Annotated in this window: 18 protein-coding genes and 1 riboswitch; of the genes, 14 read left to right on the top strand and 4 right to left on the bottom strand. The window is 71.1% G+C overall.

The window, feature by feature from the left end; translation table 11 throughout:
• Positions 1-2 precede the first annotated feature (2 nt).
• On the bottom strand, positions 3-446 hold the full coding sequence (locus RT054_RS12185; RefSeq protein ID WP_313023883.1) for a hypothetical protein: 444 nt from the start codon (positions 444-446) through the stop codon (positions 3-5).
• 180 nt (positions 447-626) lie between these two features.
• Between RT054_RS12185 and RT054_RS12180 the strand changes: the two genes are divergently transcribed.
• From RT054_RS12180 to RT054_RS12125, 12 genes are all read left to right on the top strand, one after another.
• Positions 627-2,729 carry a hypothetical protein gene (locus RT054_RS12180; RefSeq protein ID WP_313023879.1) on the top strand — a complete coding sequence of 701 codons (2,103 nt, stop codon included), beginning with the start codon at positions 627-629 and terminating at the stop codon, positions 2,727-2,729.
• A 1-nt stretch (position 2,730) separates the two neighbouring features.
• The gene (locus RT054_RS12175) at positions 2,731-4,347 is read left to right on the top strand and encodes a type I restriction-modification system subunit M (protein ID WP_396837285.1); all 1,617 of its coding nucleotides are present in this window, start codon (positions 2,731-2,733) and stop codon (positions 4,345-4,347) included.
• A complete protein-coding gene (locus RT054_RS12170) occupies positions 4,344-5,507 on the top strand; it encodes a restriction endonuclease subunit S (RefSeq protein WP_313023876.1) in 1,164 nt (387 codons plus the stop codon). The genes RT054_RS12175 and RT054_RS12170 overlap by 4 nt, the downstream gene beginning before the upstream one ends.
• Position 5,508: 1 nt before the next feature.
• On the top strand, positions 5,509-8,727 hold the full coding sequence (locus RT054_RS12165; protein ID WP_313023872.1) for a type I restriction endonuclease subunit R: 3,219 nt from the start codon (positions 5,509-5,511) through the stop codon (positions 8,725-8,727).
• Positions 8,727-9,368 (top strand): DUF4433 domain-containing protein, encoded by a 642-nt coding sequence (locus RT054_RS12160; RefSeq protein ID WP_313023869.1) that lies wholly within the window; start codon positions 8,727-8,729, stop codon positions 9,366-9,368. Before RT054_RS12165 ends, RT054_RS12160 begins: the two co-directional genes overlap by 1 nt.
• Before the next feature lie 24 nt (positions 9,369-9,392).
• Complete coding sequence (locus RT054_RS12155; RefSeq protein WP_313023866.1) at positions 9,393-10,451, top strand: macro domain-containing protein; 1,059 nt, start codon at positions 9,393-9,395, stop codon at positions 10,449-10,451.
• Positions 10,452-11,574: 1,123 nt separating this feature from the next.
• Positions 11,575-11,788, top strand: a riboswitch (cobalamin riboswitch).
• A 105-nt stretch (positions 11,789-11,893) separates the two neighbouring features.
• The gene (locus RT054_RS12150; RefSeq protein ID WP_312720082.1) at positions 11,894-12,421 is read left to right on the top strand and encodes a hypothetical protein; all 528 of its coding nucleotides are present in this window, start codon (positions 11,894-11,896) and stop codon (positions 12,419-12,421) included.
• A gap of 11 nt (positions 12,422-12,432) precedes the next feature.
• Entirely contained in the window at positions 12,433-14,361 is a 1,929-nt protein-coding gene (locus tag RT054_RS12145; protein ID WP_313023862.1) for a methylmalonyl-CoA mutase family protein, read from the top strand.
• A complete protein-coding gene (scpA, locus tag RT054_RS12140; RefSeq protein ID WP_313023859.1) occupies positions 14,358-16,535 on the top strand; it encodes a methylmalonyl-CoA mutase in 2,178 nt (725 codons plus the stop codon). Before RT054_RS12145 ends, scpA begins: the two co-directional genes overlap by 4 nt.
• On the top strand, positions 16,532-17,548 hold the full coding sequence (meaB, locus tag RT054_RS12135; protein ID WP_313023858.1) for a methylmalonyl Co-A mutase-associated GTPase MeaB: 1,017 nt from the start codon (positions 16,532-16,534) through the stop codon (positions 17,546-17,548). Before scpA ends, meaB begins: the two co-directional genes overlap by 4 nt.
• A 196-nt stretch (positions 17,549-17,744) precedes the next feature.
• Positions 17,745-18,752, top strand: a complete 1,008-nt coding sequence (locus tag RT054_RS12130) for a beta-propeller fold lactonase family protein (RefSeq protein ID WP_313023857.1) — start codon at positions 17,745-17,747, stop codon at positions 18,750-18,752.
• Positions 18,753-18,836: 84 nt separating this feature from the next.
• Positions 18,837-19,499, top strand: coding sequence for an HAD family hydrolase (locus RT054_RS12125; protein ID WP_313023855.1), 663 nt, complete (start codon positions 18,837-18,839; stop codon positions 19,497-19,499).
• 41 nt (positions 19,500-19,540) lie between these two features.
• Here the strand turns inward: RT054_RS12125 and RT054_RS12120 are convergent, their stop codons facing one another.
• On the bottom strand, positions 19,541-20,377 hold the full coding sequence (locus RT054_RS12120; protein WP_313023854.1) for a TetR/AcrR family transcriptional regulator: 837 nt from the start codon (positions 20,375-20,377) through the stop codon (positions 19,541-19,543).
• Between the two features lie 237 nt (positions 20,378-20,614).
• Between RT054_RS12120 and RT054_RS12115 the strand changes: the two genes are divergently transcribed.
• Complete coding sequence (locus tag RT054_RS12115) at positions 20,615-22,297, top strand: MFS transporter (protein WP_312722645.1); 1,683 nt, start codon at positions 20,615-20,617, stop codon at positions 22,295-22,297.
• Positions 22,298-22,377: 80 nt separating this feature from the next.
• On the opposite strand, the gene RT054_RS12110 is transcribed toward RT054_RS12115, so the two are convergent.
• A complete protein-coding gene (locus tag RT054_RS12110; protein ID WP_312722646.1) occupies positions 22,378-22,767 on the bottom strand; it encodes an RNA-binding S4 domain-containing protein in 390 nt (129 codons plus the stop codon).
• 146 nt (positions 22,768-22,913) lie between these two features.
• On the opposite strand from RT054_RS12110, the gene RT054_RS12105 reads away from it, so the two are divergent.
• Positions 22,914-23,624, top strand: a complete 711-nt coding sequence (locus tag RT054_RS12105) for a TetR/AcrR family transcriptional regulator (protein WP_312722648.1) — start codon at positions 22,914-22,916, stop codon at positions 23,622-23,624.
• Between the two features lie 124 nt (positions 23,625-23,748).
• On the opposite strand, the gene RT054_RS12100 is transcribed toward RT054_RS12105, so the two are convergent.
• Positions 23,749-24,339 (bottom strand): GNAT family N-acetyltransferase, encoded by a 591-nt coding sequence (locus RT054_RS12100; RefSeq protein ID WP_312722650.1) that lies wholly within the window; start codon positions 24,337-24,339, stop codon positions 23,749-23,751.
• Between the last annotated feature and the right edge of the window lie 227 nt (positions 24,340-24,566).

Raw genomic sequence — 24,566 nt, 5'->3', positions numbered from 1 at the left:
ACTCAGCGCTTCGTCCAGTCGGAACACCCGGAGCTCTGGAAGTACTTGTCGGTCTTCTTGATGATGACCACGGACTGGCCGGAGCTGTTGTTGTTGGCGAGGATGCCGTCGAACGGGTCGTCGTTCTTGAGGCGGGCCCAATAGCAGTTGCCCGACGGGGTGTCCGATGAGTACTTGCCCGGCTGGATGTCGACGCCCACTTCGTAGGTGCCGTCCCCGGGGACGCCCTCGGGCGCGGACGTCGTGTCGGGGGTGGGCGTGGCGTCGGGGGTCGGCGCAGGAGTCGCGGTGACCGTGACGGTCGGAGCCGGCGCGGACGGCGTCGGGCTCACCGCCGATGCCGGAGCCGCTGTGGTCGGCGCGGGCGTCGACGCGGAACCTGCCGCGCCGATGGCGAACGCCACGAGCGTGGCGACGGGGTAGCCGACGAGGTGCTTCTTCTGCATGGGTCCTCCTGAGAGCTGCGGGGTGCCCGCTGCGGCCCCCTCCGACCGCAGCGGCATCACGTGGACCACGTGACGTTCACACCGTGCGCCCCACCCGCTGCCAAAACGAGAGAGCAAGCGATAAGGGGGGTTATCACGTTCGTGATCCCATCCGGCCTTCATGTGTCGTACGGTCCTGCCATGACCACCGCTGAGCGCACCACCGGCGTCGAGGAGCTGATGACCCTCGGCGACATCGCGGTGCTCGCTCGCGTGCAGCGGCCGGTCGTCACGACCTGGCGACGCCGTCCGCACGCCGAGGCCGGCCCGTTTCCGGCGCCCGTGGCGCGGGATGGACGCCAGGACCGGTTCGATCGCGCGGCGGTCGTCGCGTGGTTGCAGGCCTCGGGCCGGGGCAACAATCCGGAGGTCGCCGCCGATGCCGCCGTGCATGGGCGTCCACCGGTGCCGACGCCGGTCGGGAGGGACCTGGCCGAGGCCGTGCTCACCGTGGCCGCCGCGTCCGGTGAGTCTCTGGTCGGGCTCGACCGGGAAGACCTGCTGGACCTCGCTGAGGAGGTCGACCCCGACGATCGGGTGGCCTTCGGTGAGATCGCGTCGGCGAGCGCGCCTCACCTCGCTGCATCGGTGCGGTACGTCGATGCTCTGCTGGGTGCGTCGTACGGCCCCGCCGACGCGCTGGCGCATCTGCGCCGCGATCCGTCGCGGTTCGGGCTCGATCCCGACGCCACGGCGCCGGCCCCGGAGGTCGTGCGCCTGGTCGGAGCCCTCACGCGGGCGCTCGCCGACGCTCGACGAGCTGGCGGTCCGGTGCCCGTGGCCGACCCCACCGGCTGCGCCGCCGACCTCGTCCTCGGCGTCCTCGACGCGCGGGAGGCCGATCATCATGAGGGCGTGCTGGCCCGACCGGTCGTAGGCGTGGACGGCGCGTCACGGGCCGCGGCGACGCGTGAGTCCTGGCGCACCCTCACCCTCCACGGCGCGATCCCCGCGCCGATCGACGTCGACGACGAGGGGCACGTCGACATCGCCGGGGCCGCGGTGGTCGTGGCGCGCTACCCCCACCCCGGCGCCCCGGCCCTGGTGCCCGAGCGGCTGCTGGAGGAGGTCGACGACGTCCTCGTGCAGCTCAAGGACGACCAGCGCGCGGTCGTGCTCGGGCCGGCGGCGATCCTCACCGACGCCCTGGGCAGCACCAGGGCGGAACAGATGCGCCGCCGCATCCTCGACACCGGACGGCTGCGGGCCCTCGTGCGGTTGGCACGCGGCAGCAGCCCGGCCGCGCCGCAGCGGCGCCTCGCCGTATGGGTGTTCGGGCCGACGCCGCCCGGCAACTTCCGAGGCGAGGGACGGACGGCCGTCGCCGATCTGGCCGGTCTCGACCTGGCGGGGGTGCGTGAGGATCTCGTCTCCGATGTGGTGGCCGCCGTCGAGGATCGCCCGGTGCCGCAGGTGGGTGAGGTCGACGAGACCCAGGGTCGTGCCCACGTCTTCGGCGTGGCGCGCTATCAACGCACGTTCTCGGTGTTGGCCCGCGACGGCGACCTCGTCCCCCGCGATCTGCACGCCGCACCGCGGTCGCCGGTCGCCCCCATGTCAGCGAACCCGGCAGGCGTCGCGGACGCCGTGGCCCGGCCGCTGGCCGGCATTCCGCTGCATCTGCAGACGGAGGCCGGCCTGCCCCGCGGGCGTGTCGTCACCGTGCGCGAGCTGTTGGCGCAGGGGCGGGTGCGGTTCGTGGCCGGCACTCGCCTCCTCGAGAGCGAGGTGAAGGCGGCGGAGGAGGTCGGCGGTGGCCTGCCGGTCGTGGGGCTCCCGGAACTCTCGGGGCGGCAGCGGGCGGGTGCGCGGGTGGTCGATCACCTCGCCTTCACGGCGGCTCATCCGCGTGCGGTGCGCACCGAGGCGGGTGACGTCGTGTTCTGCGCCGGACCGACGCCCGGCGCCTGGGTCGATGTCCGCGGCGGGACGGTCGTCGAGGCGCCGGCGCGGGCGTTGCGGGTCGTCCCCGACGACGAACGGGCCGACCGGGTGATCCCGCGCGTCCTGGCCGCCGACCTCGCGCGGGGACGCGGCTCGGAGTGGCGGGCGTTCCCGGCGCGACTCGTGCCCGTGGTCACCGCCGACACCCTCACCGAGGTCCTCGACGCGATCGCGGTCGCCCGTGACGAGGCATTGCACCGCGCCGACGACCTGGCGCACCTCACCGAACTCCTGGCCGACGGCATCGTCGGCGGCAGGCTGACAGCCATGATGGAACCCGTTGACCCGGAAGGACACTGACGTGCCCCCACGTACGAAGAAGGCGACACCGAGCGCCCCCAGCACGATGAAGGAACTCAAGGACACCCTGTGGAAGGCGGCGGACAAGCTCCGCGGCTCGATGGATGCGTCCCAGTACAAGGACGTCGTGTTGGGCCTGGTCTTCCTCAAGTACGTCGCGGAGGCGTTCGACGCGGCGACGGTCGAGATCGAGGCCGAGCTGACGGAGGCGGGGTACGACGCCGAGCAGATCGAGCAGCTTTCCGGCGACATGGACGACTACCGGGGCCGGGGCGTGTTCTGGGTGCCGGCGACGGCGCGCTGGGACTACCTTGCGGTGCACAGCAAGGGCCTGTCGGAGGCCGACGCGGACGGGCCGAAGAGCATCGGCAAGCTTGTCGACGACGCGATGGATCTGCTCATCGGCGCCAACCCGAGTCTGCGCAACTCGCTGCCGCGCGGGTTCAACCGCGACAACGTCGACCAGCGGCGCCTGGGTGAGTTGGTCGATCTGCTCAACAACATCCGGTTCTTCGGTGAGGGCGCGCAGCGGGCGCGGGACCTCATGGGTGAGATGTACGAGTACTTCCTCGAGCAGTTCGCCCGCGCGGAGGGCAAGCGGGGCGGGGAGTTCTACACGCCGCCGAGCGTCGTGCGCACGATCGTCGAGATCCTCGAGCCACGCGAGGGTCGGGTGTACGACCCGTGTTGCGGCTCGGGCGGCATGTTCGTGCAGGCCGAGAAGTTCCTCGCCGCGCACGACGCGGACAAGACCGCGCTGTCGATCTACGGTCAGGAGGCGAACGAACGCACGTGGCGGATGGCGACGATGAACCTCGCCATCCACGGCCTCAACGGCAACCTCGCCGACCGCTGGGGCGACACGTTCGCGCTCGACCTGCACCCGAATGTGCAGATGGACTACGTGATGGCGAACCCGCCGTTCAACATCAAGGACTGGGCCCGCAGCGAGGACGACGCCCGCTGGACCTACGGCGTTCCACCCGCCCGCAACGCGAACTACGCGTGGATGCAGCACATCATCAGCAAGCTCACCCCACAGGGCATGGCGGGCGTCGTCATGGCCAACGGGTCGATGAGTTCGACGAGCAACGGCGAGGGCGACATCCGCGCCAACCTCGTCGAGGCCGACCTTGTCACCTGCATGGTCGCGCTGCCCGACCGGTTGTTCCGTTCGACCGGGATCCCGGCGTGCCTGTGGTTCTTCGCCAAGGACAAGAGCGCCGGCGCGCAGGGCTCGATCGACCGCCGCGGGCAGGTGCTGTTCATCGACGCCCGGGGTCTTGGGTTCATGGTCGACCGCGCCGTCCGCGACCTCTCGGGTGAGGACATCCAGCGCATCGCGAACACGTACCGCGCCTGGCGCGGCACCGCCTCCGCCGCGGGCGCGGAGTACGAGGACATCCCCGGCTTCTGCGCCTCCGTCCCCGTCGCCCAGATCAAGGAGGCCGGCTACGCGCTGACGCCCGGCCGCTATGTCGGCGCCGCCGCCGTCGAAGACGACGGCGAACCCCTCGACGAGAAGATCGCCCGCCTCACCGCTGAACTCACCGCCGCCTTCGACGAGTCCGACCGGCTCCAGACCGAGGTCCGCAAGCAGTTGGGGAGGGCGCTGTGAGAACTGCACGCCTCGCAGACGTGTGCACGAAGATCGGGTCGGGGGCGACCCCCCGTGGCGGCGAATCCGTCTACATGCAGGCGGGGGTCTCCCTCATCCGGTCCCAGAACGTGTTGGACAGTGCCATGAAGCTACAGGGTCTGGCTCACATCTCCGACCTGGCAGCTTCACAACTGAGTGGCGTCACTGTGCAGCCAGGCGATGTCCTGCTCAACATCACCGGTGAGTCCGTTGCTCGCTGTGCCTTGGTCGACGCACGCGCCCTTCCCGCTCGCGTCAACCAGCACGTCATGATCGTTCGGCCCAATGCCGAGCTCGATGCTCGGTACCTTCAGAGCTTCTTGGTCTCTCCGACGGTCAAAGCAAACTTGCTTACTATGAGCGCGGGCGGCACAAGACGCGCTCTGACAAAGGCCCAGGTTGGAGGTCTCCAGATTCCGCTGCCGCCCATTCGGGAGCAGCAGGCGATTGCGGAGGTGCTGGGCGCGCTCGACGACAAGATCGCCGCCAACGAGAAGGCGTGGCGGCTTGCGGACGATCTGCGCAGGCTCACGTTTTCCTCGGGCTTGGACGACGCTACGCACGTGCCTCTCAGTGAGGTCGCTCGATTCGTGAATGGCCGACCCTTCACGAAGGACGCTTCGGGATCCGGTCGGCCAGTGATTCGGATTGCGGAACTCAACTCTGGTTTCGGGGGCTCGACGGTCTACAACGACATCGAGGTGGCCGACGATCACGTGGCCCGGCCGGGTGACCTGCTGTTTGCATGGTCGGGGTCGCTGACGCTGCGGCGTTGGTACCTCCGCGAGGGGATCGTGAACCAGCACATCTTCAAAGTGCTGCCGGCCGAAGGATGGCCGTTGTGGTTGGTCGCAAGCCTGCTCGAGCGCAAGCTCGACGAGTTCAAGGCGATTGCGGCAGACAAGGCCACGACCATGGGACATATCCAGCGTCGCCATCTCGATGACCCAGTTTCAGTGCCTACTCAGGGTTGGCTTGAGAGCAACGGCGCCAAGCTCAAGTCGTTGTGGGACATCGCGTTGGCGATGGAACTCGAGTCTCAGCGGCTCGCAGCCCTGCGCGACGCCCTGCTGCCGGAGCTCATGTCGGGCCGTCTGCGCGTGAAGGATGTGGAGAAGACCGTGGAAGAGGTGGTGTGAGATGTCCGGATGGGGGTCGGAGGCGGAGTGGGAGGGCCTCGCGGTCGAGGCCCTGGGGGACTTGGGGTGGAGGCCGCTGCGCGGTGAGGACATCGCACCGGGGACTGGGCAACGGGAGTCGTGGAGCGACCCCGTCATCCAGCCTCGCGTCGCGGCGGCGTTGACGCGCCTCAACCCCGACGTGCCGCAGACCTACCTGCAGCAGGCGCAGGCCGAGATCCTCCGCCCCCGCTCGGCCGACGCGCTCGCCGAGAACTTCCGTCTTCACGAGGCGATGACGAAGGGGTACACCGGCGTCACCTATCTTGACGCGAACGGCACCGAGCGCACCCCGACCATCCGGCTCATCTCCACCGAACCCGCCGAGAACGACTGGCTCGTCGTCAACCAGGTCACACTCCGCGACCGGGAGCACCACCGCCGGTTCGACGTCGTCCTCTACTGCAACGGCCTGCCCGTCGCGGTGATCGAGCTCAAGCGATCCGGGGATCAGCGCACCGGCTCGGCCGGCGCCCACGCACAGCTCGCGCTCTACCTGCGCGAGTTTCCGATGGCGTTCCGCACCGTGCTGCTCACCGTCGCCAGCGACGGTGCGACCGCCCGCTACGGCACCCCGTTCACCGGGTTCGAGCACTACAGCCCGTGGAACGTCGACGACGAGGGCGCCGTCGTGCGTCCCGGCGACCCGGCCGGCGACGGCACCTACGCCAGCCCGCTGGAGACTCTGCTCTTCGGCCTGTTCAACCAGGAGCGCTTCCTCCAACTCCTGCGCGGCTACACCGCGTTCAGCGAGCGCGACGGCGTGCTCACCAAGCGCATCGCCAAACCGCACCAGTACTTCGCCGTCACCAAGGCCGTCGGGTCCACCGTCGAGGCCGTCCGCAGCGACGGCCGCGCCGGCGTCGTGTGGCACACGCAGGGCTCCGGCAAGTCGATGGAGATGGAGCTGTACGCCGCCGCCGTCCACCGCACGCCCGTCCTTTCCAACCCGACGATCGTCGTCATCACCGACCGCCGCGAACTCGACGGCCAGCTCTACCACTCGTTCGCCGACAGCAGGCTGCTCCCCGAGACGCCGGTGCAGATCACGAGCCGCGCCCAGTTGCGGGCCGAACTCGACGGGCGCGCCTCGGGGGGCATCTACTTCACGACCCTGCAGAAGTTCGGGCTCACCAGGGCCGAGCGCGACGCCGGCGCGAGTCACCCCGTGCTCACCGAGCGGCGCAACGTGCTCGTCGTCGTCGACGAGGCGCACCGCAGCCACTACGACGACCTCGACGGCTACGCCGCCCACCTGCGTCACGCCCTGCCGGGTGCGTCGTTCATCGCCTTCACCGGCACGCCGATCAGCTTCGCCGAACGCGACACGCGCAAGACCTTCGGCGACTATGTCGACGTCTACGACCTCACCCGCGCTGTCGAGGACGGGGCCACCGTGCCCGTCTACTTCGAGCCCCGCCTCATCCCGCTCGCCCGCCCGGCCGACGTCACCGAGGACGTCATCGACGCCGCCGCCGACGAGGCCACCGAAGGACTCGATGCGATCGAGCGGGCGAAGGTCGAACGGTCCGTGGCGGTCATCAACGAGCTGTACGGCCACCCCGACCGCATCCGACGGCTCGCCGCCGACCTGCTCGCCCACTGGGAGCAGCGCAAGGCCGGGATGTTGCCGCAGATCGAGTCCGGCGGCAAGGCGATGATCGTCTGCGCCACCCGCGAGATCGCCGCCCGCCTCTACGAGGAGATCGTCACCCAGCGCCGCGAGGCCGGTGACGACACGTGGCATTCCGAGGCCCTCGACCGCGGCAAGGTCAAGGTCGTCTACTCCGGCACGACGACCGACCCCGACCCGATCTGCCGGCACGTGCGCCGCGGCCACGAGCAGCAGGCCATCCAGAAGCGCATCAAGTCCCCCGAGGACGAGCTCGAACTCGTCATCGTCAAGGACATGCTCCTCACCGGGTTCGACGCCCCGAGCCTGCACACCCTCTACGTCGATCGGCCGCTCAAGGGGGCGCTGCTCATGCAGACCCTCGCGCGGGTCAACCGCACGTGGCGTGGCAAGGACAACGGCCTGCTCGTCGGGTACGCCCCGCTGGTGGAGAACCTCGAGGCCGCCCTCGCCGAGTACAGCGACACCGACCGCCGCGCCAAACCCCAGGGGCGCAGGATCGACGAGGCCGTGCAGCTCGCCCTCGAGTTGCTGGCGCAGCTCGACGCGACGCTGCCGTTGGACTGGCATGCCCGGCTCCGCGCAGATCCCTCGCCTTCTGCCTACCTCAACACCGTGCTCGCCGCAGCGAACGCGCTGCTCGCGCCGGCCTCTCGCCGCGGTGAGCCGGGGGAGGACGGGGAGGAGGCGGAGACCGAATCGGTCTATGGCCGCTACCGGCGTCTGGCCGGTCAGGTATCGCGGGCGTGGGCCGTGGCCGGCGGCGCGGAGGTGCTGGAGGAGCGTCGCAACGACTTCCGGTTCCACCAAGAGGTCCGCGTCTACATCGCCAAACTGGAGGCCGAGGAGCGTCGCGCGTCCGGCCGTCCCGTGCCGGAGGACATCGCGCGGCTGTTGCGTTCGCTCATGGTGGGTCACATCGAGCCCGGTGAGGTCGTCGACATCTACGCCCGCGCGGGTATCGAGCGACCCGACCTGGGCCGCCTCACGCCGGGCGCGATCGAGGCGTTGCGGCGCAGCCCCGCCCCGAACGTCGCGATTGAGGCGTTGCGTGCGGCGCTCACCGACGACGTGCGCACCGTGACCGGCGGCAACCTCAGCCGGGAGCGGCAGTTCTCCGAACGGCTCGCCGAGCTGATGAACCGCTACGTCAACTCCCAGCTCACCGCCGCGGAGGTGTTGGAGGAGCTGATCCGCTTCGCGGCCGACGTCGCCGCCGACGCGAGCCGGGGCGAGCAGTTCGACCCGCCGCTGGCGCGCGACGAGCTGGCCCTGTACGACGCGGTCAGCCAGAACGAGGCGGCGGTGCTGCTCCAAGGGGAGGACACCCTCGCCCAGATCGCCCGCGAACTCATCGCCATCATGCGCAGCGACGTCCGCACCGACTGGACCGTGCGCGAAGACGTCCGCGCCAAACTCCGCGTCTCCATCAAGCGCCTGCTCGTCAAGTACAAGTACCCGCCCGACCAGCAACCCGAAGCCATCCGCCTCGTCGTCGAACAGATGGAAGCCCTCGCCCCGAAATACGTGGAGGGGGAGGGCGCCTGATGCTTCGCCCCATACCGACATGGGTCTACCACTTCACGCACGTCGACAACTTGCTCGCGATCGCCCGCGACGGTCTGGTGTGCGACAGCAACGCCCACGCGCCAGGTCGCCTCACGACGGAGGTTGGGGCTCGTAGCATCAAGGAACGGCGACGACACGTCTCGGTCACCTGCGGCCCGAAAGGGGTCGTCGCGGACTATGTGCCGTTCTACTTCGGGCGCCGAGGGCCGATGCTCTTCAACATTCACACCGGTCGGGTCCCCACTTATCAGGACGGCCAGGGCCCGCTCATCTACCTGTGCAGCACGGTGGAGGTCATCGAGAACCTCGGGTTGGGTTGGGCAGCATCCGATCGGAATGCCGCCATGGCACTTGCCTCGTTCACGTCAGATCCGGCCGCACTGGAAGGGCACATCGACTGGGCTCTGGTTCAGTCGAAGTTCTGGAGCAGGACCGATGATGCCCCAGACCGCCCACAACGCCACCAGGCAGAGCTCCTGGTGCATCGACGACTGCCTTGGGAGGCCATCACGTTCGTCGCGACTCGCGATGAGATGGTTCTGGACCGAGTCGAGTCCGTGCTGGGTACGCTGGCCGGACACCAGCCACGAAGGGGTGTCAGGCCCGGCTGGTACTTCTGAGGGATGACGACTACGGGAGAGACCATGGTTCGCGAGGTGTCCGGCAACCTCCTCGCCGACGATGCAGATGCCCTGGTCAACACGGTCAACACCGTCGGCGTCATGGGCAAGGGCATCGCGTTGCAGTTCAAGCGCGCCTACCCCGAGATGTTCGCCGACTACGCCCGCGCGGCCAGGGCCGGCCGGCTGGAGACCGGGCGGATGCACGTGTGGGAGACCGGCAGTCTGACCGGCCCTCGCTACATCATCAACTTCCCCACCAAACGGCACTGGAAGGCCGGCTCGAGGATGAGTGACATCGAGGCCGGTCTGGACGACCTTGTCCGCGTCGTCAAGGAGCTGGGCATTGGATCCATCGCCGTCCCGCCGCTGGGCTGCGGCAACGGAGGACTCGAGTGGGGCGACGTCGCTCCTCGCATCCACGCCGCCTTCGCCGAACTCGACGCCGTGGACGTGCGGGTATACCCGCCTGCCGGGGCTCCGCCCGCGCGAGAGATGATCGACCGCACCGCCGCACCCAGCCTCACCCCTGTCCGCGCGGCACTACTCGCGCTCATCGCCGGCTACCACGCCGCGGCCTGGGAGTGGCCCGGACTCATCGGCACCCAGAAGCTCGCCTACTTGCTGCAAGAGTCCGGTGAACCGCTCGGGCTCCACTACGCCAAGGGCCCGTACGGCCCGTACGCAGACGATCTCCGCAAGGCGCTGCGTGACATGGAGGGGCACTTCATCACCGGCTTCGGCGACGGCTCGACGTCCCCCCTCGACGCAGAGGCGCTGGAAGTCACCGAGAGCGCCCGACACCGGCTCCACGACACTGTCGTCCAGTCTCCCGACACTGCGGCCCGGACCCGGCGCGTACTCACTCTCATCAGTGGCTTCGAAGGAACCTACGACCTCGAACTGCTCGCCTCCGTTCACTGGGCCTCCGTCCACGAAGGCGCTGCGGACCCTGACGCGGCCAGCCGTATCATCCGTGACTGGACGAGCCGCAAGGCCACGCTTTTCAGTCCTGACCACGTGGCAACCGCCTGGGAGGCCCTCGAACGTGACTCCTGGCTGCGGCGACCCGCGTACGCCTGACGCGACATGGCCGGCTACGGGGACGGCGATTCCCTGGCCCCGCTGGACGCCGCTCGTCACGTGACGTCTCGGAGCTTTGCGCCGCTGTTGCGTTCGTCGCCACGCACCTCCTCACCGATGTCCTCGCCGGGGGCGTCGACGCGGCGTTTGTCATCTCCAATGACTCCGGCCTGAAGTCGCCGATCGCACGGGCCCGCGGACGCGTGCCCGTGGGCATGATGAACCCGTCTGGCGGGAACACCGCGGGTGACCTGCGCGGGAAGCCGACCGATGGTGTCGGCGGCAGCTGGTGGCGCACCCTCCGAGCGCCGGGCTTCACCACCCATCGATTGCCTGATGCCGTCGGGACGATCACGAAGCCCCCCGCAGTGGTGAGGTCGCCGGGCCGGCCGTTGCCATGGTGAGCCCGACGGGCTAGGGTGGACACATCACTCACCCGGTCCCTCGTGGGCCGGGTCTTTTTTCTGCGCGACGAGTGAATTGCGCTATCTGTGTCACCCCGGTGCTCTGATCGACTTCAGGTACTCGATCCCGGCTTGGTACAGCAGATTCAGCGCGAGCTGCTTCGTCACCTCGTACCGCTCCGCCTGGTCGGCGTGCGCCGTCATGGACGCCGTGACCGCGTCGAACGCAACGACCGGACGTGTCTGGGAGGCATCAGCGAACTACCAGGCGTCCCCGAACCACGCGCACTCATCCCGGATGACCGACTCCACGACACCGTCGTGCAGTTCACCGGCACTGCGGCCCGGACCCGGCACGTCCTTGCTCTCATCAGTGGCTTCGAAGGAACCTACGACCTCGAACTGCTCGCCTCCGTTCACTGGGCCTCCGTCCACGAAGGCGCTGCTGACCCTGACACGACACAGCCGCACCCATCCCTGACGCCCGGTTCCGGAGCCCCGCGGGTCAGGTGTCGCGAGCGTGGGCCGTGGCCGGCGGCGCGGAGGCGATGGAGGAGCCTCAGCCCTCAGCGATCGAGCCACGACGGCTCGGTCATCCAGGCCGGAGCCACTCGGGGCTGGAGCAGCGGGTCATCCGGGCGACACGCCGCGGCATGTCCCCGGGGGGATGGGGACCGAGGTCCCGAGCGGCTCGCACCCCGGACCGCATCGGATTCTCGCGCTACGGTGGTGGTGCTGGTTCTCCCGCGTCTCGCGCGGGAGTCGTAAGAGGGAATCCGGTGTGAATCCGGAGCTGCCCCGCAGCGGTGAGTGGGAACGAACGTCGTCACGAAGCACTGGGAAGACCACCTGGGAAGCGACGGCAAGTAGGAACAGCGGTCATTCCGCACCGGCCCACGAGTCCGAAGACCTGCCAGTGCGCCGCACACCCGTGCGTCGCGCCCGTGTACACCGCCTCGAGGGAAGGCCGGCACACACCGCCCGCGATGTCGCGGCGGCGGCGCCGTTCGACCCTCGGTTCCCACCGGGAGGTCAGCAATGCCCGTCGACACCGAACGCACACGACGTCTCGAGCCGTCTCATCGGGGCTTCATCGGGCCCGTGCGCCTGTCGCGCTACAACGAGGAGAGGGACGTCCTCGCCCTCACGGACGAACTCGCTCATCTCGAGGCCCAGGGCCGAGGTGCCACCGACCCCGAGCTGTCCTGGCTGAGGCCCGCGCTCGCTCGACCGGAGTTCGACCTGGTCACGGCCGGTGTCGACGGACGTCTGGCCGGGTTCGTGGCCGGGAACCTCGGGGCCGACCTCACCCTCGCGCGTCTCGTCGTGGCCTCCGCCGCGCTCGACGCGCACCCGGAGATCCCCGCGCTGCTCCTCGAGACGATCCTCGCCCACGAGGACCGCCCCTGGGCCGACATCGTCGTTGCCCGCGGGTTCGCGGGGCTGACGGTGCTGGTGGAGCAGGGCTGGGAGGTCGTGCCGACACGCGACGGCGACGCCTGCGCCGGCACGAGCAGTATTGGAACGGTCCGCCTGTCCGCGGCGCACCTCGATCACGACGCATGAACAGGCAGGCCATGGCTGACGACACGCCACTCGCGGCAGGATTCGACACCCTGACCGATGAGAACTGGCGGACCCTCGCGGCCGCCGCCCTCAACCGCAAGCGACCGCCGGAGCGGCATCTCGACGGGGACGCAGCGGTGAAGCGCCTGCTCACCCACACCGTCGACGGGCTGACGATCAGCCCGCTGTACCGCCGCTTCGAGGGCACGCTCGGTCGGCCTGGCCTCATGCCCTTCACGCGGGGCACGGCCCTGCGGGACCCGCACGCGCCTTGGGAGATCCGGCAACTCCACGCCGGCAGCGACGCCGCGGCCACCCGCAAGGCCGTGCTTCTCGACCTCGAGCGCGGCGTCACCGGTCTGTGGCTGCACACCGGCCCGGGCGCCATCGCCGTCGACGACCTGTCGACGGTCCTCTCCGGCGTCTACCTCGACCTCGCCCCGGTGACGGTGAGCGGCGTCGAGGAGGACCGCCCCGCCGCCGACGCGCTCATGGCCCTGTGGGCCGAGTGCGGACTCGCCGACGACGCCGTCTCCGGAGTCCTCGGCCACGACCCCCTCGGCCGCCACGCCCGCTCCGGCGGCGGCTCGGGCGCGGTCGACATGTCCGACCTCGTCGACGCCGGACGCACCTGCCTTTCGCGGTATCCGCAGGTCAGGGCCGGTGTCGTCGACGCCCGGCCCTACCACGACGCCGGCGCCGGTGACGTCGAGGAACTCGCCTGCGCGATCACCACCGGCATCGCCTACCTGCGCGCCTTCGAGGAGGCCGGCATCGCCCCGGCCGACGCGGTGACGCAGTGGGAGTTCCGCCTCGCCGCCACCGCCGACCAGTTCCTCACCATCGCCAAGCTCCGCGCGCTGCGACGCCTGTGGGCGCGGGTCGCCGAGTCGTGCGGCGTCCCCGAGGAGCGTCGCGGCGCCCGCCAGCACGCCGTCACCTCGTGGCGGATGCTCACCCGCGACGACCCGTGGGTGAACATGCTGCGTGGCACCGTCGCGTGCTTCGCCTCCGCCGTCGGCGGGGCCGAGGCGATCACCGTCGCCCCGTTCGACTCCGTGTGGGGCGAGCCCGAGGTGCTGCCCCGCCGCATCGCCCGCAACACCCAGATCCTCGTCGCCGAGGAGTCCAGCCTTGGGCGGGTCACCGACCCCGCGGGCGGATCCTGGTACGTCGAGTCCCTCACCGACGACCTCGCGCGCCGGGCCTGGGAATTCGTCCAGGCCATCGAGGCCGAGGGGGGCATGGCGACGGCGTTGGCCGGCAGCCTCGTCACCGACCGCATCGCCGCCGTCGCCGCCGAACGCGAGACGCGCCTGGCCCACCGCACCCAGCCGATCACCGGCGTCAGCACCTTCCCCAACATCACCGAACGCTCCCTGCGCGAGAGCGCCCCCGTCGCCGAGGGCCGCGGGGTCGACGAGCAGCCCGGACTACTGCCGCGCCGCGACGCCGAGATGTTCGAGGCGCTGCGCGACCGGTCCGCCGCGCACGAGACCGCCACCGGCACGCGTCCCGAGGCCGTCCTCGTCTGCCTCGGCACCCGCCGCGACTACGGTCCCCGCGAGATGTTCATCGCGAACCTCCTCGCCGTCGGCGGCATCGCGACCCGCTCGATCGAGGTCGACTCCGCCGAGGCCCTCACCGCGGCGCTGTCCGACGCGAGTGCCCCCACGCTCGCCGTCCTCTGTTCCTCGGCCGACGTGTACGAACGCCTCGCGCCGGACGCGCTCGCCGCCCTCCGTGAGGCGGGCGTGGGCCGCGTCCTCATGGCCGGTCGCGCGACCGAGTACCCCCCGCGTGGTGAGGACGGTGCCGACCGCGCCGACTCCGAGGCGACGGTGACCGCCGCCGACGCCCCCGACGGCGTCGTCCACGACGGCATCGACGTCGTCGACACCCTGCACACCGTTCTCGACGACATGGGAGTGGCCCGATGACGATCCCGCGTTTTGACTCGATCGAACTCGGCGACGGCCTGCCCGACGCCGAGGACGCCGCCCGCTGGACCCAGGCGCTGGGGGAAGACCCCGAGCCGTGGGAGACACCCGAGCGCATCGTCGTCCCGCGTCTGTTCACCGAGGACGACCTCGACGGCCTGGACTTCCTCGAGACCGTGCCCGGCGCGCCGCCGTTCCTGCGCGGCCCGTACCCGACGATGTACGTCAACCAGCCCTGGACCGTGCGCCAGTACGCCGGGTTCTCCACCGCCGAGGAGTCCAACGCCTTCTACCGCCGCAACCTCGCGGCCGGCCAGAAGGGTCTGTCGATCGCGTTCGACCTCGCCACGCACCGCGGGTACGACTCCGACCACCCGCGCGTCGCCGGTGACGTCGGCATGGCGGGCGTGGCCATCGACTCGATCTACGACATGCGCACCCTCTTCGACGGCATCCCGCTGGACCGCATGAGCGTGTCGATGACGATGAACGGCGCCGTGCTGCCGGTGCTCGCGCTCTACGTCGTCGCCGCCGAGGAACAGGGCGTCACCCCCCAGCAGCTGTCGGGCACCATCCAGAACGACATCCTCAAAGAGTTCATGGTGCGCAACACCTACATCTACCCGCCGCTGCCCTCGATGCGGATCATCTCCGACATCTTCGCGTTCACCAGCACGAACATGCCGCGGTTCAACTCGATCTCGATCTCCGGCTACCACATGCAGGAGGCCGGGGCGACGGCCGACATCGAGATGGCCTACACCCTCGCCGACGGCGTCGAGTACATCCGTGCGGGCCGCTCGGTCGGCCTCGACGTCGACGCGTTCGCGCCGCGGCTCAGCTTCTTCTGGGCCATCGGCATGAACTCCTTCATGGAGATCGCGAAGATGCGCGCCGCCCGCCTGCTGTGGGCGCGGCTCGTCCGAGAGTTCGGCCCCAAGAAGTCGACGAGCATGTCGCTGCGCACCCACAGCCAGACCTCCGGCTGGTCGCTCACCGCGCAGGACGTCTACAACAACGTGATCCGCACGTGCCTCGAGGCGATGGCCGCGACCCAGGGCCACACCCAGTCGCTGCACACCAACGCCCTCGACGAGGCCATCGCGCTGCCCACCGACTTCAGCGCCCGCATCGCCCGCAACACCCAGCTCTTCCTCCAGCAGGAGTCGGGCACGTGCCGGGTCATCGACCCGTGGGGCGGCAGCGCCTACATCGAGAAGCTCACCCACGACCTGGCCCGCCGCGCGTGGGCGCACATCGAGGAGGTCGAGCAGGCGGGTGGCATGGCCAAGGCCATCGAGGCCGGCATCCCCAAGCTGCGCATCGAGGAGGCCGCGGCCCGCACCCAGGCCCGCATCGACTCCGGCCGTCAGCCCGTCATCGGCGTCAACAAGTACCTCGTCGAGGGTGACGAGGGCATCGAGGTCCTCAAGGTCGACAACGCCTCCGTGCGCCGCCAGCAGATCGAGAAGCTGCGCCGCCTGCGCGAGGAGCGCGACGAGGAGAAGGTGACCGCGGCCCTCGCGAAGCTCACCCGCGTCGCCGAGGACCCGCAGGCCGGTGACAACCTGTTGCAGGCCAGCATCGACGCCGCCCGGGTCATGGCGACCGTCGGCGAGATCTCCGATGCGATGGAGAAGCCGTTCGGCCGCTTCACCGCCCAGATCCGCACGATCAGCGGCGTCTACCGAGAGGAGTCCGGCACGAACACCAACCTCGACCGCGCCTCCGGCCTCGTCGCCCGCTTCGAGGAGCTCGAGGGTCGCCGCCCCCGCATCCTCGTCGCCAAGATGGGGCAGGACGGCCACGACCGCGGTCAGAAGGTCATCTCCACCGCGTTCGCCGACCTCGGCTTCGACGTCGACGTGGGCCCGCTGTTCCAGACGCCCGCGGAGGTGGCCCGGCAGGCCATCGAAGCCGACGTGCACGTCGTCGGCGTGAGTTCCCTCGCCGCCGGACACCTCACCCTGGTGCCCGCGCTGCGCAGGGAACTCGACGAGCGCGGACGTCCCGACATGGTCATCGTCGTCGGCGGCGTCATCCCCGCCCAGGACTTCGACGCGCTCCGCGAGGCCGGGGCCGACGCGATCTACCCGCCGGGCACGGTGATCCCGGAGGCCGCGTGCGGACTCGTGGAGACCCTCATCGCCCGCCTGGAGGAGGACGACGTATGAGGCGCGGACTCGCCGCCGCCGACCTCGAACAGGGCGTCCGTGAGGGGTCGCGGGCGATCATGGCCCGCGCGATCACGGTTCTCGAATCCTCACGACCCGACGACCGGCACGTCGCACGCGACCTCCTCGCCCGCCTCGAGCCGGACACGGGCTCGGCCGTCCGGGTGGGGATCTCCGGTGTCCCCGGCGCCGGCAAGTCGACCTTCATCGACGAACTCGGCACGCGGCTCATCGAGCAGGGGCGCCGCGTCGCGGTGCTCGCCGTCGACCCCAGCTCGTCGCGCACCGGTGGCAGCATCCTCGGCGATCGCACCCGCATGGCCCGTCTCGCCGCGAGCGACGCCGCGTTCATCCGCCCGTCCCCGTCGGGGTGTCACCTCGGTGGCATCGCACGGGCGACGCGGGAGGCGATGGTCGTCGTCGAAGCCGCCGGGTACGACGTCGTCCTCGTCGAGACCGTCGGCGTCGGCCAGTCGGAGGTCGCCGTCTCCGACATCGTCGACACGTTCCTCCTCCTCGCGCTCGCGCGCAGCGGAGACCAGCTGCAGGGCATCAAACGCGGCATCCTCGAACGGGCCGACATCATCGGCGTCAACAAGGCCGACGGCGAGCACGCCACGGAGGCCCGCGTCACCGCCCGTGAACTCGCCTCCGCGATGCGGCTCATGATGGGATCCGACGAATCGCGGCGCCGCCCACCGGTGTTCACGTGCAGCGCCGCCACCGGCGACGGGCTCGACGACATCTGGCAGGCCGTCCTCGATCATCGTGGCGACCTGGAGGACTCCGGTCGCCTCGGCCCCCGCCGCGCGGCCCAGCAACTCGAATGGATGTGGACGATGGTCGACACCCGGCTGCACGACGCCGTCCGGCGCGCCCCGGGAGTCCGCGACAGACGCGCCGACCTCGAGGAGCGAGTCGGCTCCGGCACGCTCAGCGCCCTCGAAGCCTGCGAGGAGGTGCTGGCCGAGTTCGGGCGGGAGGCTCGCGAGGCGCTGTCCTCGAGTGCCTAGAGATTCACCCATCCTTCCCGCCTGGGCCGGTGGCCCCGTCCGTGTGGAACGGACGGGGCCACCGTGCGTCCGGGCCTCCACGGGTCCACTCGATCCCCCGGGCGAACGCCCTCCGACCGGATGGCCGCGTGCGGGTCGGCCCGCGCGGGTCACTCCCACCTCGCCGGGGCGGGCGCGGGCCGATAGCGTCGGGCACATGAGCACTCTCGTCCTCGTCGCGAATGCCGGTGACGGCACGATCACCTCCCTCCGACTCGACGGTGAGAAGGGGGAGTTGCGCGCCCTCACGACCACGACGGTGGGGGACGGATGCGGCACGCTCGCCGTGGACCCCGACCGTGGGCTCGTCCACGCCGCCACCAAGGAGCCGGCGATCGTCACGCTCCGCATCGACGCAGAGTCGGGCGCCCTCACCGAGGTCTCCCGTCTCGACCTCGACGCGCAGCTCGCCTACCTCGCGCTCGCGCCCGGCGGGGACGTCGTCCTCGGCGCCTCGTACGACGGCGGGTTCGCCGCCACGTGGTCGGTGCAGGACGGCGTCGTCGGTGAGGAGGTCTCACGCACCGAGCACGCCAACTGCCACTGTGTCGTCACCGACGCGGCCGGCGCGCACGCCTACGTCGTGGCCCTCGGCGACGACCTCGTCGCCCAGTTCGACCTCGCCGCCGACGGCACGCTCACCCCGATGGCGACGCCCACGGTCGCGATGCCCGACGGCTGCGGCCCGCGCCACCTCTCCCTCGACGGCGACGTGGCCTACCTCGTCACCGAGTACTCCGCCGAGGTCTTCCGCCTCCACATCGGCACCGACGGGTCGCTCGCGCGCGACGAGGCCGTGCGCATCGACTCCCCGGAGGCCGACCTCGGGCACAGCGTCATGGGTGCCGACCCCGCCAAGGAGCACCTGCGCTGGGGCGCCGATGTGCACCGCGTCGGGGAATGGCTGCTCGCCTCGGAGCGCACCGCCTCCACGCTCGCGACCGTGACCCTCGGCGAGGGCGGCCGACTCGGCGAGGTCGTCTCGATCATCGACACCGAGACCCAGCCGCGCGCGTTCGGCGTCGCGCCCGACGGCAGGCACGTCGTCGTCGTGGGGGAGAAGTCGCCGCACGCCGCGCTCTACCGTCTCGGCGCGGGCGGCACGCCCGAACTCCTCGCCCGCGCCGACGTCGGCGAGACCGCCCGCTGGGTCTCGTTCGCCTGACCCGCGGGCGTCCATGCCCGTGCCCCGACCATCCGCTCGACCAGGTCCCTCGCGGCCCGGCGCCAGAACAGGACACCTCAGCTCATGACCCGTCCCGGAGTGATCGTCGACGTCGACGGCACCCTGCTCGACACGAACTACCTCCACACGGTCGCCTGGGCGCGCGCGCTGCGGGCGAACGGCTACGACGACGTCGACATGGCGACGATCCACGCCGCCATCGGCATCGCGAGCGACGGTCTCGTCGAGTACGTCACCGGCGGACCCGACGACGCGGTGGGTAGCACCCATGCGAGCGAGTACGAGGCGTTCCAGGACGACGTTCGCGCGTTCCCCCGCGCCGGTGACCTGCTGCGCGCCTGCGCCGAGAAGGGCCTCGCGGTCGTCATCGCGACGAGCGGTCGTGCGAGCGACCTCGAGTGGATGCTTCCCGCGATCGGTGTCGACGAGGACGTCATCGCCACGGCCACCACCTCCGGCGACGTCGAGGAGGCCAAGCCCGCGCCCGACCTCATGGAGGTCGCGATGACCCAGGGCGACCTCGACCCGGCCCGCACCGTGGCCCTCGGCGACACCGTCTGGGACGTCGAGGCCGCCGCCAAGGCGGGGATCCCCTGCGTCGCCGTCCTCACCGGAGGCGTCGGGGAGGCCGCGTTGCGGGAGGCCGGTGCCGTCGAGGTGTGGACGAGCGCTGCCGACCTCCTCGCCCATCTCGGGGACTCGCGCATCGGTCGCCTCGCCGACTGAACCCGTGGGGTCCGGCGGGTCCCTGCGCTCGCGGCGGGTCCCTACGGTCGAGTCGCGGCGGCGGAGTACAGCAGCGAGCGGACGGCCTCGATGACCGCCGGGGAGACCGCGGTGACGTCCTCGCCGCTGTCGAGCAACCGGAAGCCGCCGCCGACGAGGCTCCGCGTGAGTTCGGCGCCGATGATGGCCCGTCGTTCGCCCGCGCCGCGCCTGGGACGCCCCGAACCTGCGCCCGGACCCTCGTGCGCCCCCTGGGCCCGGGATGGCGACGACGACGTCGTGTCGCCACCGCCCGTGCGGTCGCCACCGCCCGTGTCCTCACGACCGGGTGCGTGGTCGGGGCGGAGGGCGGCGTGCACGTCGTCGTCGCGGCCGTCCACCGCGGCCGTGTCGTTGCCGGCGCGGGCACCGCGGAACGGGGGGTGATCCCCGCTGACGAGGCGTCGCCACTCGACGAGCAGGACGTCCTCGACATCGCGGTGGGCGTGCTCGACGGCGTCCATCGACCCCTGGCCCAGGGTGAGGCCGGTCGCGAGGTCCATGAGCCAGCCGTGGCCCGTCCGAGCGGCCTGATCGAGGTTCGTCTCGACCCAGGCGAGGATGCGAGCCGACGGGTCGTCGCCGGCGGCGTCGACCGCCTCCGCGACGGCGCCCATCCAGTCGGGCAGATGCCGCTCGAGCACGAGTCCGCGCAGGTCGTCGACCGAATCGACATACCGGTAGATGCTGTTGCGGGCGATGCCCGCGGCCTTCGTCACGGCGCCGGCGGTGAGGCCGTCGACCCCCTCGGTGCGCACGATGCTCTCCGCGGCGTCGACGAGTGCGGTGCGCACGTTCTCGCGGTGCTCGCGCACGGTCGCGGCGGCGATGCGTGGCATGGGCGTCCTCTCCGGACGCGGGCGGATCGACGCCGACCGCGGTCCTGCTCTGTCCTCCCGAGTGTGCCGGATCCGGTCATGGGGGCGACCCTCCCCGGGTGGAGCCACCTCATGTCGCCACCGGACTGGATTTAGCGACACCCTGTCCCTAAGATAGCTCACGTCCGCCGACGCCGCCCGCCGATGGACGACCCGACTTCCTCGGGCCGACAACCGCGCTCACAGGAGATTCCAGGGATGTCAGACCGCTCCTCCCGCCCCGGCGCGAGCCCTGAGCCCGCCCGTCCGAGCGCGGGTGGCGACGGCCCCCGCGCCGACACCACCCCCCTCGACGCCCACCCCCGGGTCCACGACGTCGCCACGACGACGACGCCGACCGCAGCCCCCGCCGCCGACGATCACGGCAGTCGCGTCGTCCCCGGCGCAGTGACCCCCGGCACCGCGGCCCACGATCACCGCTGGGCCGCGCTCGGCGTGCTCGCCGCGGGACTGTCGATGATCGTGCTCGACGGCACGATCGTCGGCGTCGCCCTCCCGCAGATCGTCGGCGACCTGCGGCTCGGGCTCACCGAGGCCCAGTGGGTCAACAGCCTGTATGCGGTCGTGTTCGCCGCGCTGCTGCTGTCGTTCGGGCGGCTCGGTGACCGGTTCGGACGACGCAACCTGTTCCTCGGTGGCATCACGGTGTTCACGCTGAGCAGCGTCGTCGCAGGCTTCGCCGGGTCGGCCGGAGCGCTCATCGCCTCGCGTGCCCTCCAGGGCATCGGTGGCGCGATGATCCTGCCGACGACCCTCTCGACCGTCAACGCGATCTTCCGCGGCAAGGAGCGCGCGGCCGCGTTCGGTGTGTGGGGTGCCGTGATGTCGGGCATGGCGGCCGTCGGCCCGCTTCTCGGCGGCGTGCTCACCCAGTACGCGTCGTGGCGGTGGATCTTCTTCGTCAACATCCCCATCGGCCTCGCGATCGTCCTGCTCGGCCTGCGGTTCGTGCCCGAGACCCGCGGGGAGCAGGGCACGGGCGGCGCCGACGTCCCTGGTGCCCTCACGAGCGCGGCCGGGTTCGGCCTCATCGTCTTCGGCCTCATCGAATCCCAGGACCTGGGCTGGTGGACCCCCAAACAGGACTTCCACGTGCTCGGACTCACGTGGCCGGCCACGGCACCGATCTCCGCGGCGCCGGTCGCCATCGTCCTCGGCGCCATCCTGCTCGTCCTCTTCTACGTCCTCGAGCAGCGCCGGGCGGGGCGGGGGCGCCTCGGGATCATGGACTTCTCCCTGTTCGGCATCGGCAGCTTCCGTTGGGGCAACGTCGCCGCCGGGGCCGTCGCGGTCGGCGAGTTCGCGCTCGTCTTCGTCCTACCGCTCTACCTCGTCATGGTGCTGCACGAGACGACCCTCACCTCCGGGTTCGTGCTCGCCGCGATGGCGCTCGGTGCATTCTTCGCCGGCGCGCAGGCCCGACACATCGCCGCGCGCCTCGGCGCTCCTCGGGTCGTCCTCCTCGGCCTCGGGCTCGAGGTCGTCGGCACCGCGGCGACGGCGTTCGTCCTCAGCCCCACGACCTCCCCGTGGCTCGTCGCCGCCTGCCTCGTCATCTACGGCGTGGGTCTCGGACTGGCGTCGGCGCAGCTCACCTCGACCGTGCTCCTCGACGTGCCCACCGGGCGTTCGGGCACCGGCTCGGCCGTCCAGAGCACAGTGCGCCAGGTGGGCTCGGCCCTCGGCACGGCGCTGGCGGGCACGGCGCTCGCGGCCGGACTCGGAGCGCCGGGGTTGCGGGCGGATCCCGCGACGTTCTCCACCGCGGCCTCGTGGGCCATCGCCCTGTCGACCGCGTTCCTCGTGCTCGGGTTCCTCGCCGCCCTCCGCGTCGCCGCCGTCGCGAGCACCGTCGACCGTCAGGCCGTCACCACCCACTGACCCCCTCCCCTCACGGCGACCCGGTCCGATCGGCTGACGTCATCGGGACTGGGGTGTCGGTGGGGTGGCGGGCAGGAGGGTCAGAGGGTGGGAGGTCGGTCGCCGCGGAGCCGGTCGAGCCGACGTCGGTCGCGCTTGGTGGGGCGTCCCGTGCCGCGCTCGCGGAGGGCGACGGGGGCCGGACGCTCCTCGCGTGGCGGGAGCGGTGGGGACTCGTCGAGGTAGGCCTGGACGGCGATCGGCGCCCCGACCCGCTTGGTCAGCAAATGCTGGGCCACGAGGATCCTCGGTCGTGGTCCTCCGGTCACCGTGACGCGGTCGCCGATCCGCACCGACGTCGACGGCTTGACGCTCGCGCCGTTCACGCGCACGTGGCCGGCCTTGACCGCCGCGGTGGCGAGCGACCGGCTCTTGAACATGCGCACGGACCACAGCCACACGTCGACCCGCACGCCGCCTGCCTCGCTCATCCCCCCAGCGTAGGGGGCTCGTCGTGGCCGCACCGTCGCTGCCGGACCGCCGCGGGCTCGGTGCGGTTCGGTGCGGGCTCGGTGCCGCCACGACTCCTGCCACGGGAACAAGATCAGCGCTCTCACCCGGATGGGACACTGACGCCATGCCGACACCCCGCCGCAGCAGGGCCGAGAACCGCCTCCACATGGAGGCCGAGATCCTTCGGCTCGGCCGTGCCCAACTCACCGACCGTGGCCCTGCGCAGCTCTCCGTCAGGCAGCTCGCCCGTGACCTCGGCGTCGCGTCCTCGGCGGTCTACCGGTACGTCGCCGACCGCGATGCCCTGCTCACGCTCCTGCTCGTCGATGCCTACACCGACCTCGCCGACGCCGTCGACGCCGCCGTGGCCGCGGCCCCTGACACCGCGGTGGCACGCCTCTTCGCTGTCGGGGACACCCTGCGCGCGTGGGCGCTCGACCACCCGTCGAGCTGGGGTCTCGTCTACGGGACCCCGGTGCCGGGGTACACGGCGCCGCCTGAGCGGACGACCGGTCCGGGTACCCGGCTCATGGCCACGCTCGCCCTCGTCATCGCCTCCCTGCCACCCCGCGCCACGGCCGGAACCCCTGCCGACACGGAGGCGGCCGACGGCCCCGAGCCCACGGGTCCCTACGCCGAGTACCTCACCGCCGGGGCGGCCGCGCTCGGCGTCGATGCCGAGCCCGTGGTGATGGCCGACGCGGTGCAGGCGTGGTGCGCGATCGTGGGCACGATCTCGATGGAGGTGTTCGGCCAGCTCGGGCACGAGGCGAACGACGTCGGCGAGAGCATCCTGCACCGCACCCTCGGCACGATCCTCGCGGGTCGCGTGTGAGGGTGCCGGATCGCCCTCAGCGCCGGGCTCGGCCCCGACGGGCTGTGCCCGCTCGACTGCGGACACGGCCCGCGTAGGCGCGGTCGAGAAGGTCGGGTGGGTCGCTCGGGACGGGCCGATCGGCTCAGCCGGGGGTCTCGCTCCACGGGGCGACGGGCCGGGTGAGGTCGTCGTCGGCGCCGACCGAGGCGACCCAGCCGTCGACGAGGGTGCCGTCGGGCATCGGCAGGTAACGGGGGACGGTGGCGTGCCAGGTGAATCCGCAGGCCCAGGCGACGCGCCACGAGGCGACGTTGCTGACGTTCGCCCACCAGTGCACCCGCTGCCCGCCGTCGTCGAACCACCACCGGCACACCAGTCGGACGGCGGTGGTCATGACGTGACGGCCGCGCGCGTCGGGGTGCAGGCCGAACCCGATCTCGGCGGCACCCGAACCACGGGGACGTAGGTCGATCGTGCCGGCGAATGCCTCGACCCCGTCGTCGTCGGTCCAGCGGATCGCCCAATGGAGGTTCCCGCGCGGCTCCGCCCACCCGCGGCGGGTCAGCGCGAGGAACTCCTGTGCGTCCGTCTCCCCGTAGGGCCGGGGGACGGTGGTCCAGCGCACGCTCTCCGGGTCGGTGCACTGCTCGACGATCGCCGTGACGTCCTCCTCGCGGTGCGCGGTGAGCCGCACCCGCCCGTCGGCGAGCCGGGGGACGGGATCGGTGCTCATGCCTCCAGGAGAGCATGCCGCGCGTCGGGACGCACCCACCTTTCGCGGTGGCCGTCCGACGTCGGGAACACCGGCGCGGCCACTCGGTCAGAGCCTCATCACAGGTCGCCGCGTGGTGATGACGTTCGGGTCGAGCAGGGACCCGCCGCCCCGACCTCGAGGATGTGCGCGGTGACCCACCGAGCGCGCGGCCAGTCCTCCCTCGCTCGCCGCGGACGTGTCGTCGA

The organism is Mobilicoccus sp., assembly GCF_032060985.1.
Taxonomy (GTDB): Bacteria; Actinomycetota; Actinomycetes; order Actinomycetales; family Dermatophilaceae; genus Mobilicoccus.
The sequence above is the reverse complement of the archived record's forward strand: the minus strand, read 5'-3'. Positions and strand labels throughout refer to the sequence as shown.

Bases quoted from the DNA above. Each gene is read 5' to 3' on its own strand.
- RT054_RS12185 (WP_313023883.1), bottom strand. From the start codon at position 446: ATGCAGAAGAAGCACCTCGTCGGCTACCCCGTCGCCACGCTCGTGGCG.
- RT054_RS12180 (WP_313023879.1), top strand. From the start codon at position 627: ATGACCACCGCTGAGCGCACCACCGGCGTCGAGGAGCTGATGACCCTC.
- RT054_RS12165 (WP_313023872.1), top strand. From the start codon at position 5,509: ATGTCCGGATGGGGGTCGGAGGCGGAGTGGGAGGGCCTCGCGGTCGAG.
- RT054_RS12160 (WP_313023869.1), top strand. From the start codon at position 8,727: ATGCTTCGCCCCATACCGACATGGGTCTACCACTTCACGCACGTCGAC.
- RT054_RS12155 (WP_313023866.1), top strand. From the start codon at position 9,393: ATGGTTCGCGAGGTGTCCGGCAACCTCCTCGCCGACGATGCAGATGCC.
- RT054_RS12150 (WP_312720082.1), top strand. From the start codon at position 11,894: ATGCCCGTCGACACCGAACGCACACGACGTCTCGAGCCGTCTCATCGG.
- RT054_RS12145 (WP_313023862.1), top strand. From the start codon at position 12,433: ATGGCTGACGACACGCCACTCGCGGCAGGATTCGACACCCTGACCGAT.
- scpA (WP_313023859.1), top strand. From the start codon at position 14,358: ATGACGATCCCGCGTTTTGACTCGATCGAACTCGGCGACGGCCTGCCC.
- meaB (WP_313023858.1), top strand. From the start codon at position 16,532: ATGAGGCGCGGACTCGCCGCCGCCGACCTCGAACAGGGCGTCCGTGAG.
- RT054_RS12130 (WP_313023857.1), top strand. From the start codon at position 17,745: ATGAGCACTCTCGTCCTCGTCGCGAATGCCGGTGACGGCACGATCACC.
- RT054_RS12125 (WP_313023855.1), top strand. From the start codon at position 18,837: ATGACCCGTCCCGGAGTGATCGTCGACGTCGACGGCACCCTGCTCGAC.
- RT054_RS12120 (WP_313023854.1), bottom strand. From the start codon at position 20,377: ATGCCACGCATCGCCGCCGCGACCGTGCGCGAGCACCGCGAGAACGTG.
- RT054_RS12115 (WP_312722645.1), top strand. From the start codon at position 20,615: ATGTCAGACCGCTCCTCCCGCCCCGGCGCGAGCCCTGAGCCCGCCCGT.
- RT054_RS12110 (WP_312722646.1), bottom strand. From the start codon at position 22,767: ATGAGCGAGGCAGGCGGCGTGCGGGTCGACGTGTGGCTGTGGTCCGTG.
- RT054_RS12105 (WP_312722648.1), top strand. From the start codon at position 22,914: ATGCCGACACCCCGCCGCAGCAGGGCCGAGAACCGCCTCCACATGGAG.
- RT054_RS12100 (WP_312722650.1), bottom strand. From the start codon at position 24,339: ATGAGCACCGATCCCGTCCCCCGGCTCGCCGACGGGCGGGTGCGGCTC.